The organism is Bacillus sp. BB081, assembly GCF_008368895.1.
Classification (GTDB): domain Bacteria; phylum Bacillota; class Bacilli; order Bacillales; family Bacillaceae_G; genus Bacillus_A; species Bacillus_A wiedmannii.
On sequence record NZ_QOZX01000092.1, the window covers coordinates 1 to 16,930 of the forward strand.

Genomic DNA, 16,930 nt, shown 5'->3' on the forward strand with positions numbered 1-16,930 from the left:
CATAAAAATTAAGTTCTCTTATAGAAAAACGGATTTTATATTATCTTAAAATATATTACATTTTACAAAAAACTCGTAATAATGTTATATAATAACATATTTGAATTATTTTTCGGACATTTACCCTAATTGTGAATAATGTGTAATTTTTTTGAAGTATAAATGTCCAATAAATTAAATAGGTGATAAGTGCGGAAGTATTAATACTATATTATTCAATATAATTGTTTGGTATGATTTGTGGATTTGGTTTTTTATCCAAATTTTTTTACTCGAATATTAAACCTTATTAATATAGTAGGTGGAAAAGTTGTGTGATAGTATTTGATATAGAAAAAAGCCAGCGCTGAAAAGGATGTGATTTGAATGTGCAAACAACTGTAAATGATTATATTAAGGTAATGTTTAGTTGTTATTAGTGTAAAGAAAATTCCTTCTCTTTCAAAGAATTCATCCATTGAATAAAGTTAATTCTGCCATACGTATCACATGAAATGAAACGTTTTTAATAACATTTGGATATATTTCAATATACTTCCGATACTATAACAGATTAAAAATTTATCTATTGGAGGTATATAATGGAATATCCATTTCGTAACTTAGTATTTGAAGGTGGCGGAGTAAAGGGAAGCGCTTATATCGGTGCCATCCGTGCACTAAATGAAGAAGGGATTTTACCAGAAATACAACGATTTGGAGGGACTTCAGCGGGAGCGATTACTGCATTACTTTTAGGTCTTTCCATTCCATTCGCAGATCTTGTAAAAATCCACAAAGACATGAATTTCAAAGCGTTTAAAGATGATGATTTTTCGATTGTACAAGATAACATTCGTTTATTTTTTGATGGTTTTGGTATCTAAAAAGGGGGTTTCTTTACTGAGTGGGTAGGAAACATCGTTGAAAAGTGGACAGGGAATAAGGATACAACCTTTCAGCAGTTGTATGACAAAACAGGAAAAGACGTGTTTTTTCCAAGGAACGAACGTTTCTACACACCAGCTTCGTACGTTTTCTCGCGAAACGACACCTGATGTCCCGTTAGTAGCTGCTGTGCGGATTTCGATGTCGATCCCATTCTTTTTTAAATCTGTGGAATGGGATAAAGATTATTATGTAGACGGAGGTGTACTCGATAACTACCCAATTCGTTTATTTGATCGGAAAAGTTTTGTGAATAAAGAAGAACACTTCACGACCACAGATACGATTGACGAGGTTAATAAACTGGTAAGCAATACGGAGGATTATTCTACATTAAGAAGCTTACACACGAAATACAATGCATCTTTCTTTGATCCTGCAGATGAAATTGTCTACAACAAAGAAACACTAGGTTTCCGTTTAGAATCTCAGGCCGAGATTGCCATGTTAAAACAAATCGCAACTTCAACAGAACATCATATTGGCCATTCTCTTATTCATTTTGCATGGAATTTGTCTCAAACCATGATCAAAGGTCATGAGAGCGGAAAAACAACCAAAGAAGATGCTGCCCGCACTGTATTTATCAATACATTCTTTACGCCGTCGTTTAATTTTGATATCACAGAAGAAGAAAAGAAAACACTCATGAATTCAGGTTATACTTCGACTAAAGACTATCTACATCAGTTTAATACGTCTGAAGTAAAATTGTTTAATCGACCATAAAGCCGAGTGCAATGCACTTGGTTTTTTTCAATTACCCTGTAAATTTGCTGTTTTTTTAATTGATTATACAATATTCTATTTACTATTCTTCAGTGAAAATCTTAAAAAATAAATTTTTAATCATTGGAGTATCCTCAGTAACAAATATTTACAACTGTAACTGAATTCTCCCTTGATGTTCCACCTAATGTGGTATCTATTACTACACCATATACAGTGAAAATTTGAACATATGCTGGATATGCAACATGTCGGAATGTTTACATTTAATCTATCATTTATTTACATCTCTCCGTATTACAACAAAACTGTCATACATTTTTACTTAAATTTAATTGAAAAACAGGATGATGGAGAAGAGAAGGTAAATATATAAATAAGAAGATAGTATATATATAGGGGGGAACTAAAAATAACGAAATTCATTTTATATAGAAAAAACCAGGATGATTTTAAAAAGTTATCCTGGTTTTTTCTTGAATACACATAATTATCCATATTTCATTAAGTTAATTTGAGCTAATTATAAGTTAGCAGAATTTTTATCTATTCCAGCCTTGATAGTGTTAATAACAGTATATAATTTGTAGAATTAGTTTATAGAAATTATAAAACTATTTTTCATTAGATGTATCTAATTGATGATTGATTACAGTGCTGGACTTATTATTTATAAGTATATAAATCCAACCTATGAATGATAGAATTACTGGATAGAAAATCGCCCAACCACTAAATGAGTATACAAAAATACATATAACTAGAGACAGGAAGGCCATCCACCAACCTATATCTGTAACTTTTAATAACTTAAGAGCAGCTAGCATTGTAAAAATATATGAGGTAATAAAAATTACACTAGGGCCTTTTAGAAGCATCTCTAAATTTGGTCGTGCTATACCATAAAAAATTAAAATACAACTAAAAATTCCGCCTAAAACTAGCAAAACCCTAGTTGGAGTTTGGGATTTAGAATGTAATTTAGTAAAGAAGGAAGGGAAATGTCCTTCTCTAGCTTGGGCGTAAATCATTCTTGAAAAACCTGCAATGAATCGCCATCGTTATTTGGAACGTATCCTTTATGTTAAGATTGGTAAAAGAAGTTCGTTTTTTTTGACAATTAATATTAATGCGAGTTATGTAATCAATATACTTAAATGGTTTTATATTTCATTTATGTATTTCTTTTCGTCTGAATGAATTATTTATTACAACAGGTTTTCCGTCCAAAATAAAATGTTCTAAAAAAGGACAATATAAGTATCTTTATAATGATTTTCTAATATAATCAAGGTGTTAATGAAAGGAAATCTGTGCTATTTTTAATTTTTTACTAACTAATACAGCTTCAAATAAAGGACACAATTGCTACATGCTAAGTGTAATTTATTATCCATTCAAGATTCTGTTTATTCGATCTTTCTAAAAATAAAAAAAGATTAAACTCATAAATATACAAGTTATAATGAGGGCGTCTAGAGATAGTTTATTACCGCTAGATAAAATATCAAACCTAGTTTTGGTGCAAAAATTCTAAAGACCTTACAAGTAACTTTCTTAAATTGGACATACTGATATGATTTGATTACTCTACAAAGGATGTGTAATTAGAAAGGAAATTTATTTAACATCAAAAGAAAGCGTTAACAACGAAAATTTGTTTTGAATTAATTATTCTAATAACTTAGTTTCAACTGCAATTAAAATCATAAATTATGGGGGTGCATATATGAACATGAATGTAGCATCTATTAAAGAAAAAAAGGTTGTTAAATACAAAAGTTGTTTTGATGTGATTGGGCCCATAATGATAGGTCCTTCAAGTTCACATACTGCAGGTGCTTTGTCTATTGGAACAGTTGCTAATAAATTATTTCAAGGTCTTCCAAAAAAAGTTGTGGTAACGTATTATGAATCATTTGCTGAAACCCATAAAGGTCACGGAACTGATTTTGCAATAATTGCTGGTATATTAGGCTTTGCTGCAGATGACAGTAAAGTGCCAGATGCTATTAAAATAGCAGAATCTAAAGGGATTGACATTACTTTTATTGAAAAATCAGGTGATAGTCCTGCCGGTCATCCAAATACGGCAGATGTATATGTAGAGGATGACAGTCGAAGTATTAGAACGATGGGTATTTCGGTCGGCGGTGGATTGATTGAAGTCAAATATGTTGAAATTGATGGATTTAGCTTAGAACTGCAGGGGCCATTGCCAGTTGTTATTGCGATTTCAGAAAGAGCTGACTTTGAATTTGTCTTACGCAGGATCTTTAAACAATATGATGTTGAAATTAACAACTTTCATAGTTTGAAAGATAAAACAAAATATTTATATGCATTCGCTTTGGATTCGCTATTGCCTGGTAATGCTCAGGAGGAATTAGGGAATTTAAGCAATATAGCTAATCTTATTATTCTTTAGTTACATTAAGGAGTGGAAAAATATGTATATGGCCATAAAAGAAATTGTGGATGCAGCTAATAAAAGACAAAAGCCAATTTATAAATTAGCAATTGAACAGGAAATCGAACAAACTAAAATTTCTTATGAAGAAGTTTGGAGTAAAATGGAACGAAATTTAGCGACTATGCAAAATGCTATAAATAAAAGTATCGAGGGCGACGGTGTATTTTCTCCTACCGGTTTAACCGGAGGTGATGCAGTTAAAATTAAAAACTATCGAGAAAATAGGAAAACTCTTTCTGGAGATTTGATGGTGTTAGGGATTCAAAGTGCTATCGGTGTTAATGAAGTAAATGCTGCATTAGGAGCTATTTGTGCAACTCCAACAGCAGGTGCGAGTGGGACGATTCCGGGAGTCCTATTTAGTATTAAAGATACGTTGCAGTTAAGTCATGAAGATATGATACATTTTCTATTCACATCAGCGTTATTTGGAACGATAGTAGCAAACAACGCTTGTATTTCAGGAGCGTATGGAGGATGTCAAGCTGAAGTAGGCAGTGCCTCAGCAATGGCGGCTGCAGCTGCGGTAGAAGCTGCAGGTGGAACGCCACAGCAATCTTCTGAAGCTTTTTCGATTGCATTACAGAATTTACTCGGTTTAGTTTGTGATCCGGTCGCTGGTTTGGTAGAAATTCCTTGTGTAAAGAGAAACGCCATTGGAGCGACAAATGCTTTAGCAGCAGCGGACATCGCATTAGCCGGCGTAAACAATATCATCAATGCTGACGAAGTTATTGAAGCGATGTATAGAGTTGGAAGACAGATTCCTCGCGAATTAAGAGAGACAGGTTTAGGTGGAATTGCGGCTACACCTACAGGGATTGCTATTAAAAATAAAATATTTGGGGAGAAACAATCAAATCAATAAACAGTTACCGTCTGTATTGTGAAATGGTTAACAATCTATTCTCTATTGTTCGCTTAAGGATTTCTGGATATTGGGGGAATTATCAATAATATATCCTACTATATAATTGAAACATTTTGTAAGTGGTAACAAACTCTTCAGGTTGATGCTTCGTTAATTTTTTGAGTCTAATCAACTTAGAAGAAGGATATACGATGTGGCGCACTTTATAAACAAAAAGAACGGTCTATATTCCTATACCTTAAATAAAGACGTAAGAATAGGAAACAAGGAGGAATTATTATATGAATGGGAATACTGCAAAAAACATAGAATTTCAAGCTGATAATACAGCAGTAAAAAATGAAAAATATCTAGACCCTAAAAAATGGCATAAACAGGATACTACCTGGGCATTGAGCCTTTTTGGAACAGCAATTGGAGCAGGGGTACTCTTTTTACCGATTAATGCAGGTTCAGGTGGTTTATTATCATTGCTGTTAATTACCATACTTGCATATCCAGTTATGTACTACTCACATAGGGCGCTTGCTAAAATGATTTACGCTTCGAATTCTGCCGATGAGGGGATTACAGGTACAATAAGAGAATATTTCGGAAATAAAGCAAGTATCATTTTTAACATTGTATATTTCGTCTCCATTTATACGATCGTGCTGATGTACTCGGTCGCACTTACAAATACTGCAAGTAGTTTTATTGTACACCAATTGCACATACCGGAGCCTCCAAGGGCTATTTTATCACTTGTATTAGTACTCGGTCTTATCACTATACTAAATTTTGGTCAGGATATTACTGTAAAGATAATGAGCATGCTAGTATATCCTTTCATTGCTTCCCTACTTTTTATTGCAATATCTTTAATTCCACAATGGAATACTTCAATGCTAAGTTTTTCAAGTGTTTTTACTGCTTCAACTGGAACAGGGTATTTCGGAACGATTTGGATGATACTACCAATCATAGTATTCTCGTTTAATCATTCTCCTATGATTTCGTCATTCGTTATGAAACAGAGAGCTACGTATGGAATAGACGCTACTGATGCCAAGTGTGCCCAAATACAAAAAGTTTGTTATATCATCACATTCGCTGTTGTTATGTTCTTTGTTTGGAGCAGTACTTTAAGTTTGACTCCAGATGATCTTAAGGTGGCAAAAGAACAGAACTTGTCAATCCTATCATATCTTGCTAATGAGCTTAATTCACCAGTAATCACGATTGCAGCTCCTATAATTGCGTTTGTGGCTATTACAAAGTCTTTCCTTGGCCATTATATAGGAGCGTATGAGGTAATGCGTGACATGATTATCAAGTCCAGTAAAAAACGTGGGAAAGATATAGGAGAAAAAACAGTTAAGACAATGATTCTTACTTTTGTTGTATTAACATGCTGGTATGTTGCTTATACAAATCCAAGTATTCTTGGAATCATTGATGCCCTTAGCGGTCCGTTAGTCGCTGCTATCTTATGTCTATTACCGATGTATGCGATTCGTAAAGTACCAGTACTAGCAAAATACAGAGGGAAAATGAGTAATGTATTTGTAATTATTATAGGGATACTTACTGTTCTAGCAAGTATTAAGTCATTATTTTAATCTACTGTAGTTAGTTCTGATGCAAAAATCGTGTGATATGGAAAAAAGAAAGATTCTTATCGGAACTAAATTCTATATTTTTGATTTAAGGAGATCATGGTTTTGGACAAACTCCTCATCTTGGAGAGTTTGTCTTTTTTAATTATATGCATAACTTTTATCGTTTTAGCCAAGAAGACCCCTTCCTCAAGGAACGTGGAGTGAGTAGGTGGGAGATGAATTAGCTAAAATGATAAACTGGTAACCCCATTATGAAGAAGTAAAAAAAGGGAAAACTATTGTATAACTATCAATAATTTAGGGGGCGCCAAATGAAGCATAATAAAGAAGTAACACTTGGGGATTACGTTCAATTTTCATATCGTAAAAACCCTAATTTACAATTAATGGGGTTTGTAGTGAATGTTTTACAAAATACAATTGTTGTAGATATTGCGGAAAGAATGGATATTGAGGTAGATGATGTTAGGCAAGTTATAAAGCATGGTTATTATAATAAAGTGGTTCATAGGCAAATAAAGAATAGTGTTTCATAAAAAAGTGCTCCTATATAAATGTAGGAGCACTTTTTTATGGAGAGAATTTCCACAAAGAATTTTTTTGTCTGAGGTATACAATTTTTATATGAAAATACGTTTTGAAGATATTCTCTTATTTGTTAATTAATAATTTTTTCAATCTTTATAGCTGTTATGGATTTAAAATATTATTTATGAAAATTTCACATAATTTTATTAAAAAGAAAAATACTAATACTTGTTTTAATACTTTACTTCGAGGCATTAAAACAAATTTACTAACTACGAAACAAGGAGGCATCACTGTGGACATTCGTGAAGGATTAATTCCAACAGCTTTAGGTACAGCAGTGACCGCAGCAGGTTATGCTCTTAAACAAACTCGTGGAACTAATAAAATGATTGCAAATACAGTATTTGGTTTTGGTTTAGCTCACGTCGTTTTAGGTGTAATCGATCTTGTTGAACATCGTCGTTAGAACGAAAGGCAAGCATTGATATATGCTTGCCTTTTTGGTAGTGCATTTATTATTCATTTTTCAAAGTATGTTTGTATGACGTAATCATTATCAATGAAATTAAATAGCTACACTACAGGGAAATTAGAAAGTAAAACTTTGAGCATTGAATTTTATGAAATGAGATGGTGATGGAATGGAATTTTCTTCTGAAAGTAATACGTATCATGCTGGTGACATTGTCTATATTTTTTATCGAAATCCTCATACTCAAGACGTAGCTAATATACAAGCTGCAGCAGTTGTATATAATCCTGAAAGACCTACTGAATTAGCACTATTTCTTTACGAAACGTATTATCCACTAACAAATGAGATGGCTATATATGCTACCGAAGATGAAGCAAATCAAGCATACACTTACTATTATGGTGATATTTCAGAGGGGATGTTGGAATGAATAAGCCATTTATGCCTAAGCTCGTATATTTTGAACCTAAAGCATTAGATTATCCTTTGGGAAAAGAGCTGTTTGAGAAGTTTTCAAAGATGGATGTTGAAATTCGACATACTACTTCCCATAATCAAGTAAGAGATTTGCCAGGCGATAATGATTTTCAAAAGTATCGAGTAGCAAAATCTACGCTTGTTGTTGGTGTTAGAAAAACACTGAAATTTGATACTTCCAAGCCTTCAGCAGAGTATGCAATTCCTTTTGCAACGGGATGTATGGGGCATTGTCATTATTGTTATTTACAAACAACGATGGGAAGTAAGCCTTATATACGAACGTATGTAAATGTTGAAGAAATTTTAGATGCTGCTGATAAATACATGAAAGAGCGTGCACCTGAAGTAACAAGATTTGAAGCGTCGTGTACTTCAGATATTGTAGGAATCGATTATTTAACGCATACCCTTAAACGGGCTATTGAGCATTTTGGAGAATCAGAATATGGGAAATTGAGATTTGTTACGAAATTTCACCATGTAGATCATTTACTTGATGCTAAACATAATGGAAAAACAAGATTTCGCTTTAGTGTAAACGCTGATTATGTGATTAAAAACTTTGAACCAGGAACTTCTCCCTTAGCTAAACGAATTGAGGCAGCAGGAAAAGTAGCTAGAGCCGGATATCCTCTTGGTTTCATTGTAGCTCCTATTTACCTGCATGAAGGCTGGCAGGAAGGGTACTATCATATGTTTGAACGCCTAAATGCTGAATTACCTCTTGATGCACGGGATGATATTACATTTGAATTTATTCAACATCGTTTTACAAAGCCAGCTAAGAGAATGATTGAAAAAAACTACCCGATGACAAAATTAGAATTAGATGAAGAGAAAAGAAGGTATAAATGGGGGAAATATGGAATCGGAAAATACATTTATCAAAAAGAAGAAGAAGAGGATATAAAAAACTATCTGTATTCCTATATGAAACAGTTCTTTCCTAATGCAAAACTAGAATATTTTACATAAAAGAAAAGAACAAAATTTATTACATCATCAATCAAAAAAATTACTCACTCAGAAAGTGATATTGGTCAACAATTCGCTAATAACTCATTTGAAAAATTTATATACGAAAGTCTTTTATGTAAAAGTATGTTTCATTATGAGCTGAATCCCAACAGTTAAATAGAAAAATAAGGCGGTTGTATGAATATAAGTCCGGTATTGTACCGGGCTCATTCTTTTTAACGTTGCATCAATTCTTTTGTGAATATAATTATCTCAATCTCGCTTAAAATGTTCCATATTCTCAAATTATTTGAATTGATAGTTTTTTAGTTATTCACATTTGTAATGTAGTCTTAGAAATTTCAGAAAATCACATTCATATATTCGATGCTTTCATTATAATATAAATCGATTTCTATTTTATAATCACAAACTATATTTCTTTAATTTGAATGGTGGCAGTACCTTTTAATAGAATTTCCTCCTTGGTTTAACAAATATTTTTTTGTAAATAATATATTTGTTAAACCATTAATTAAGGGGGACTAGTATGCCGCAGGATCGAAAAGAAGAAGTTCAAAACGATACATATGAAGGAAAAGAGATTATGCCAGATAATCCACAATATCTACCACGTCATGTGCAAATGGAGCTGCCTCCCGAATTTTCTATAAATCCTCTGTTTGCCCGCAAAGGAGAATCAGTCGTTCCGCGATTTAACATGCCTGATGAAGGCATGTTACCAGAAACAGCGTATCAAATCGTCCATGATGAAATTACTCTAGATGGCAATGCACGCTTGAATCTTGCAACGTTCGTTAGCACCTGGATGGAGCCTACCGCAGAGCGGCTATATGCTAAATCATTTGATAAGAACATGATTGATAAGGACGAATATCCACAGACAGCTGAAATTGAGGAGCGGTGTGTTCGCATTTTAGCCAATCTCTGGCATTCCCCTAGCCCCCTTACAACTATGGGCGTTTCAACAACTGGATCGTCGGAAGCATGTATGCTCGGGGGGCTTGCGTTAAAGAGACGCTGGCAAAATGCACGCAAAAGAGAGGGGAAGCCGGTGGATCGGCCTAATATTGTATTTAGTTCTGCTGTTCAAGTCGTTTGGGAAAAATTCGCGAACTATTGGGAGGTTGAACCACGCTATGTAAAGGTTAGCCCTGAGCATTCCCGGTTGGATCCTCAGGGGGTCATTGCAGCCGTGGATGAAAATACGATTGGTGTGGTACCGATTCTCGGTGAGACTTATACCGGACGTTACGAACCAGTTGCTGCCATTGCAAAAGCGTTGGACGATTTACAGGAGAGGACGGGACTCGACATTCCTATGCATGTGGATGCGGCTTCGGGCGGATTTATAGCCCCGTTTCTTCAACCAGATTTAGTCTGGGATTTTCAATTGCCGAGGGTAAAGTCCATCAATGTATCCGGACATAAATATGGATTAGTCTACCCTGGATTGGGTTGGATAATTTGGAGGGAAGCTGATGATCTCCCTGAGGATCTAATCTTCCGCGTCTCCTATTTAGGCGGCAACATGCCAACTTTTGCCCTGAATTTTTCACGTCCTGGTGCACAAGTACTCCTGCAATATTACAATTACCTGCGTTTGGGGAAAAGGGGTTACTATGATGTCCAAAGGGCTTCTCAGAAAGTCGCTCTTTTTCTTAGCAAGGCGATTCAAAAGATGGAACCTTTCGAACTTTTGTCCGATGGTTCGGATATACCGGTTTTCGCTTGGCGACTGAAAAATGGTCACACATCAAACTGGAATCTTTATGATTTATCTCGACAATTGCGTGTGTTCGGTTGGCAAGTACCTGCCTATCCATTGCCTCCAAATCTAGAAGCGGTGACGATTATGCGCGTTGTGGTTCGAAATGGATTTTCCATGGATCTCGCGCATTTATTTTTGAGAAACCTCAAACAGGCTGTTGCCTTTTTGGATTCCCTGGATGGTTCTATGCCTCATGATACGAAATGTGATAATGGGTTTCATCACTAATTGGGGGCAGCTCCCGTCGTCGTTAAGTTGAGCTCAACACCCATAACTTTTCGAGCTATTCACTGGGAAGCGGTACAGAAAAGCTGATGGTTTCAACCAAGGGATACATGATGATAGGTGATGAACAAATTGATGCCAGAGGGCTTTACAATATCAAATTATACGCCCAGTTTGCAAAAATCTATTGGCTTTTCTTCCTTTTTTTCTGGTTTCGAAAGATGGCTTGAATTACATAGAGTTAATGAAGGACTATCTGTCATAAACCGAATGAAACATTTGAATTTTATTCAGATTGCCTCCCCTGAACACCTTTTTGATTAAATTTTTTTGAAAATGGATTTTTACATTTGCTATTAAAAAAAGCTTAAAGCACTTTTTTATCAATTTTTATTTCAAAGCTAAATGGACCTCTACGGTTATCATTCAAAGGAGTGAACAGTCGATTCACTCCTTACTTTTTTGTTAATAACTTTGTTGTTGATTAAAATATTTTTAAATGTATGGAACAAACTTGTTACTTAGGTTGTCTATTAAGTATTCGTATAAAACAGGTGTTTATGATAAGTTGGATGCTTGAAGAGTGATATCCGATATACTCTTTAATTTTATTGGTATGTATAACACCTAGAAAAACCATATATTCTTGAAAGAGGTTGAAAATGTATGATAGTCTTAAACAAGTTTTTTAACATTTTACATTACAAAAAGGCGGTACCTGTAGTATTTCTTTCATGTGCAACGCTTATAGGCTGTTCCGATAGTAATACTCAATCTGAATCACTTAAACAAACGAAACAAACAAATCAAATCAAACAAGAAACTACTGGTAATGATTCTTTTGCTAAACTTGAAAAAGAATTTGATGCTAAACTCGGTATTTATGCATTGGACACTGATACGAATCAAACCGTTACATATCAATCAGATAAACGGTTTGCATACGCATCTACCCACAAAGCTTTAGCTGTGGGAGTACTTTTACAAAAGAAATCAATAGAAGATCTAAATCAAAGAGTTTTGTATACTCGTGAAGATCTTGTTAATTACAATCCAATTACAGAAAAGTATGTTGATACAGGTATGACTCTGAAAGAGCTTGCAGATGCTTCCCTTCGATATAGTGATAATACTGCACAAAATCTTATTCTTAAACAATTAGGTGGACCTAGTGAATTCAAAAAATCACTGAGAGAAATAGGAGATACCGTTACAAATCCTGAACATTTTGAACCAGAGTTAAACGAAGTGCATCCAGGAGATGTACATGATACTAGTACCCCAAAGGCATTAGCTACTAGTCTTCAGGCTTTTACGCTAGGAGATGTACTTTCAACTGAGAAACGGGATTTATTAATAGATTGGATGAAAAAGAACACTACGGGAGACAGCTTAATTCGTGCTGGAGTTCCAGGAGGATGGGAAGTAGCTGATAAAACAGGCTCGGGATCTTATGGAACCAGAAATGATATCGCAATTATTTGGCCACCAAATAAAAAGCCAATTGTTCTTGCGATACTTTCTAATCATGATAAAGAGGATGCTAAATACGATGATAAGCTTATTGCAGAAGCAACCAAAATAGCGTTAGATACCTTAAAAACTACAAATAAATAATAATAGTAATTAGTTATTAAAATTTTTCTGTTTTTCCGTCACAAAACTGTGGCGGTCTTTTTATGTGTTTAAAAAAGAATCGACTTAAGTAAAGAAAAAAGATAGAAACAATCCCTATTCAATTTATTAAGTAACAACAAATATACGCTTTATTGGATACTTATTGCATTTGTGAGGGTAGGTAAAATATCATCTTTTTTACATAAGTAAAATATTGAATACCAAATGAACTTTAAAAATTGCGCCTAAATTAAAGGAGAGTACGTTATGAATACAATCATGATTGTAGAAGATGATATGAAAATTGCTGAATTACTGGGAACTCATATAAAAAAATATGGATACCAAAGTATTATTATAGAGGATTTTGAAAATATCTTAGAAATATTTCAAGAGATAAAACCAGATGTAGTGCTATTAGATGTAAATTTACCTAATTTTGATGGTTATTATTGGTGTCGCCAAATACGAGCAATTTCTACTTGTCCAATTGTATTTCTATCTGCAAGGAGTGGAGAGATGGATCAAGTTATGGCTTTAGAAAATGGTGGTGATGATTATATTACGAAACCTTTCTATTATGAGGTTGTAATGTCTAAAATCCGTAGTCAACTCAGAAGAGCATACGGTGAATATGCTCCTAAAGTAAAAGAACGGATAGTTGAGCAATCGGGATTATTCCTGTTCCCAGAAAGAATGGAACTTCAACTAAATGATAGGAAAATTTTACTTACTAGAAAAGAAACCACTTTATTAGAAATATTGATAACGAAGTCTCCGCTCCTTGTAAAACGTGAAGTGATTTTAGAACAACTATGGGATAGCTCATATATAGACGAAAATACATTGAGTGTAAACATAGGTAGAATTAGAAGGAAATTGCAAGATTTAGGTATTGAAAACGCACTGGAAACAGTTCGTGGTGCTGGATATCGTTTGCATGCTACTTGGGAGAAGGAAGGAAAGGAATAATGAAATTATTTTTACAGGAACATATTCCACTCATTTGTTATACATTTGCCCAATTGCTTATCATTCTTTTTATATATTGGTTTGATGGTTATCCACATATTTTGACGGCATTATATTCTGTATTTTTGGGTGTTTTTTTATTAATGGGTTATTTAATATATCGTTATTATAGTCATCGTTCATTCTACAAGCGTCTATCAACACCAATGGAAACTTTAAATGAGTCAATAAAAGATAGTGATTTGACTCCATTATCAATGGCCTTAGAAACATTACTACAATCTCAATATCAATATTATCAAAACCAATTAAAAAAATGGGAACGAAAACAACAAGAACAAATGACTTTTATGAATCAATGGGTTCATCAAATGAAAACACCGCTTTCTGTTATTGAGTTAATTACACAAGATGCAGATGACTCTCGATTTGACAGTATTAATGAAGAAACGGAAAGAATCAAAAAAGGATTAGAAATGGTCTTATATGTTGCTCGTTTAGAAACATTTGAACAGGATTTTCATGTGGACAGATTGCAGTTATTGGAAATGATTGATTCTGCTATTCATGAAAATAAACGTCTATTTATACGTAGTTATGTGTATCCAGAGGTAAAAGTAGATCAGAATCTTATTGTAGAAACAGATAAGAAATGGTTTCGATTTATACTCAATCAAGTACTATCAAATGCAATTAAATATTCATCAAGTAAGAAAGAGAAAGTAATAGTATCGGCGTATTCAAAAGGACGAGCAATTATTTTAGAAGTAAAAGATCATGGGGTTGGTATTCCTACTGCTGATTTACCACGTGTTTTCAATCCATTTTATACTGGAGAAAATGGTAGGAAATTTAAAGAGTCTACGGGAATGGGATTATATCTTGTTAAAGAAGTATGTGAAAAATTAAATCATAAGATTGAGCTAGAATCTGAAGTAGGTAAGGGAACAAAAGTTAGAATCATATTCCCGTATGCATCTCGTTAACCGATGAAAGGTATACTTTTCATCGGTTTTTCTTTTGAATCTTACAAACTTGTTAGATAACTGTTAGGGAAATCGATATGAGACATACTATATATAGGTTACACTTCATATATCGAAAAGAGAAATGGAAGGTGAAATACTTGTGGAGATACTACATGTTTCAGATTTAGGGAAGGTTTATCCTGGGAAAATTTCTTATACAGCATTATCCCATATTGATTTAAAAATAAACAAAGGTGAATTTGTAGGAATTATGGGACCATCTGGTAGCGGTAAAACAACGCTATTAAATATGGTGTCTACTATAGATGCTCCAACATCAGGAGAAGTATTAATTCATGGAGAAAATCCGTATCTGTTATCTCCAAATCAGCTGTCTTTATTTCGAAGACGTGAATTAGGGTTTGTTTTTCAATCATTTAATCTCCTTAATACATTGACAATGAAAGAAAATATTGTTCTTCCACTTACACTTGATGGTGTCAGTCCTAGAGAAATGGAAGGGAAAGTAGAAGCTATTGCTAAAAAACTAGGGATAACTGAAATATTAGATAAACGTACGTATGAAATTTCTGGTGGGCAGGCACAAAGAACTGCAATCGCACGTGCTACTATTCATAATCCAAAATTATTACTTGCGGATGAGCCTACAGGAAATCTGGATTCAAAATCTGCTAGTGATGTGATGGAATTATTGACAAAGCTTAATAAAGAAAATAGCACAACGATGATGTTAGTGACACATGATGCAATGGCTGCAAGTTATTGTGATCGAATTGTGTTTATCAAAGATGGACAATTATACAATGAGATTTATTGTGGAGATAATCGCAAAGTGTTCTATCAAAAAATTCTAGAGGTTTTAGCATTATTAGGAGGAAATGCAAATGACTTTTCGACAGTTCGCATTTAATAACGTTATTCGTAGTAAAAGAACATATTTGGCTCATTTTTTAAGTAGTACGTTTGCTATTATGATTTTCTTTACCTATGCATTACTTGCATTTCATCCTAATTTACAAGGCGATCTTGCTACCAGTGTAACAATCAATACATTTGCAAAGTCAGGATTACAAATATCGCAGGGGTTAATATTTTTCTTCTCATTCTTCTTTATCCTATATTCTGTAAGTGCATTTTTAAAAACAAGAAAAAAAGATTTTGGAATTCTAATGCTACATGGGATGTCACGTTCACAATTGAACAAATTAGTATTTATTGAAAATATAATAATTGGTATCGCTTCAATTTTAACAGGAATTACAATTGGAATGGCGTTCTCTAAGTTTATCTTAATTATGAGCAACAATCTGCTAATGATTGATAAAGGACTCCCATTTTACATGCCCTTTAAAGCAATTGGAATAACATTTGGAGCTTTCTTCTTATTATTTTTATTTATTTCACTTTTCACTTCTCGACTAGTAAATGTAGAGCAATTAGTAGAATTAATAAAAGCAGAAGAAAAGCCAAAGCCTGAACCCAAATCATCCTTTTGGCTGTCTTTATTCGCACTTATTTGTATTGGATTAGGATATACGGCTGTATTCCATAGTGTTAATGCAATTCAATACAAGGATATGCAATATGTATTATTCATGATGGCGACAGGGGTGAGCTTTGTTGTACTTGGGACGTACTTCTTATTTACACAGCTCAGTGTGTATGTGTTACGTGTATTAAAGAAAAGGGAAAATATTTTCTTTAAGAAAACAAACATACTAACCATCTCAGATTTAGTGTATCAATTAAAAGATAATGCAAAAATGTTTTTTATGGTCACTATTATTTCTACCGTTGCCTTCACTGCAGTGGGGACTTGTATGGGATTAGGCAACTCATCCATGGCTGAATCGGAAAGTCCTTTTGCATTTTCTTATCAGTCTTATAATAATAACCATTTAGAAAAAGAACATTTAAAAAAAATAGAAAGCGAACTCCATGGTGGTGAGTTTAATTTCAAACAGGTGACTTATTCAATAAAACAAATTCAAGATACTCTCTATAACAGTAATATATTATCAACCGTTATAAAATTAAGTGATTATAATAAGTTAGCTAAGGCATTTGGTTTTGAAAAAGAAAGCTTAAAAGATGAAAATGATAGTCTTGTCATACCTTCAAAAAAAATTGCTAATTCAAAATCTAATCAAAATAGCTTTCAATTGTTGTATAGAGATATAAAAAAAGATATGCATGTAAATAAAATACTTACTCCGAAAGAATTACAAGATACAAGAGTAACGATAATTATTGTACCAGACGCTGTATATAATCAAATGATAGTGGATCCA

13 protein-coding genes and 3 pseudogenes are annotated in these 16,930 nt (G+C 33.6%); 15 read left to right on the forward strand and 1 reads right to left on the reverse strand.

Features of this window, described 5'->3' with window-relative positions:
• Positions 1-581 precede the first annotated feature (581 nt).
• Together DN394_RS29895 and DN394_RS30000 are read left to right on the forward strand one after the other, a co-directional pair.
• Positions 582-1,656 (forward strand): annotated as a pseudogene (locus DN394_RS29895) (patatin-like phospholipase family protein).
• A gap of 250 nt (positions 1,657-1,906) precedes the next feature.
• Positions 1,907-2,032, forward strand: a pseudogene (locus DN394_RS30000) (DUF975 family protein); the annotation flags it as partial.
• A 238-nt stretch (positions 2,033-2,270) separates the two neighbouring features.
• Here DN394_RS30000 and DN394_RS25950 read toward each other — a convergent pair.
• Positions 2,271-2,705 (reverse strand): annotated as a pseudogene (locus tag DN394_RS25950) (amino acid permease); the annotation flags it as partial.
• A 680-nt stretch (positions 2,706-3,385) separates the two neighbouring features.
• On the opposite strand from DN394_RS25950, the gene sdaAB reads away from it, so the two are divergent.
• From sdaAB to DN394_RS26015, 13 genes are all read left to right on the forward strand, one after another.
• The gene (gene sdaAB / locus DN394_RS25955; protein WP_001057008.1) at positions 3,386-4,084 is read left to right on the forward strand and encodes an L-serine ammonia-lyase, iron-sulfur-dependent subunit beta; all 699 of its coding nucleotides are present in this window, start codon (positions 3,386-3,388) and stop codon (positions 4,082-4,084) included.
• A gap of 22 nt (positions 4,085-4,106) precedes the next feature.
• Positions 4,107-4,997 carry an L-serine ammonia-lyase, iron-sulfur-dependent, subunit alpha gene (gene sdaAA / locus DN394_RS25960; RefSeq protein ID WP_000281771.1) on the forward strand — a complete coding sequence of 297 codons (891 nt, stop codon included), beginning with the start codon at positions 4,107-4,109 and terminating at the stop codon, positions 4,995-4,997.
• 284 nt (positions 4,998-5,281) lie between these two features.
• Complete coding sequence (locus DN394_RS25965) at positions 5,282-6,601, forward strand: aromatic amino acid transport family protein (protein WP_001014204.1); 1,320 nt, start codon at positions 5,282-5,284, stop codon at positions 6,599-6,601.
• 311 nt (positions 6,602-6,912) lie between these two features.
• Positions 6,913-7,137: a DUF2187 domain-containing protein gene (locus DN394_RS25970; RefSeq protein WP_098150265.1), complete on the forward strand. Its 225-nt coding sequence runs from the start codon at positions 6,913-6,915 to the stop codon at positions 7,135-7,137.
• A 287-nt stretch (positions 7,138-7,424) separates the two neighbouring features.
• A complete protein-coding gene (locus tag DN394_RS25975; RefSeq protein ID WP_000354585.1) occupies positions 7,425-7,598 on the forward strand; it encodes a hypothetical protein in 174 nt (57 codons plus the stop codon).
• 175 nt (positions 7,599-7,773) lie between these two features.
• Positions 7,774-8,037 carry a transcriptional regulator SplA gene (locus tag DN394_RS25980; protein ID WP_000396093.1) on the forward strand — a complete coding sequence of 88 codons (264 nt, stop codon included), beginning with the start codon at positions 7,774-7,776 and terminating at the stop codon, positions 8,035-8,037.
• Positions 8,034-9,062, forward strand: a complete 1,029-nt coding sequence (gene splB, locus DN394_RS25985) for a spore photoproduct lyase (protein WP_001039639.1) — start codon at positions 8,034-8,036, stop codon at positions 9,060-9,062. Before DN394_RS25980 ends, splB begins: the two co-directional genes overlap by 4 nt.
• A 532-nt stretch (positions 9,063-9,594) precedes the next feature.
• Positions 9,595-11,064, forward strand: coding sequence for a glutamate decarboxylase (locus DN394_RS25990; protein ID WP_001135429.1), 1,470 nt, complete (start codon positions 9,595-9,597; stop codon positions 11,062-11,064).
• A 663-nt stretch (positions 11,065-11,727) separates the two neighbouring features.
• Entirely contained in the window at positions 11,728-12,678 is a 951-nt protein-coding gene (gene bla / locus DN394_RS25995) for a class A beta-lactamase (RefSeq protein WP_000636452.1), read from the forward strand.
• 267 nt (positions 12,679-12,945) lie between these two features.
• Positions 12,946-13,650 (forward strand): response regulator transcription factor, encoded by a 705-nt coding sequence (locus DN394_RS26000; protein WP_001092333.1) that lies wholly within the window; start codon positions 12,946-12,948, stop codon positions 13,648-13,650.
• Positions 13,650-14,636, forward strand: a complete 987-nt coding sequence (locus DN394_RS26005; protein ID WP_000765319.1) for a sensor histidine kinase — start codon at positions 13,650-13,652, stop codon at positions 14,634-14,636. Before DN394_RS26000 ends, DN394_RS26005 begins: the two co-directional genes overlap by 1 nt.
• Before the next feature lie 142 nt (positions 14,637-14,778).
• Positions 14,779-15,549, forward strand: a complete 771-nt coding sequence (locus tag DN394_RS26010; RefSeq protein ID WP_149294382.1) for an ABC transporter ATP-binding protein — start codon at positions 14,779-14,781, stop codon at positions 15,547-15,549.
• Positions 15,524-16,930 (forward strand): FtsX-like permease family protein (locus DN394_RS26015; protein ID WP_149294383.1); only part of this gene is annotated, 1,407 nt, incomplete at its 3' end. The genes DN394_RS26010 and DN394_RS26015, both read left to right, overlap by 26 nt.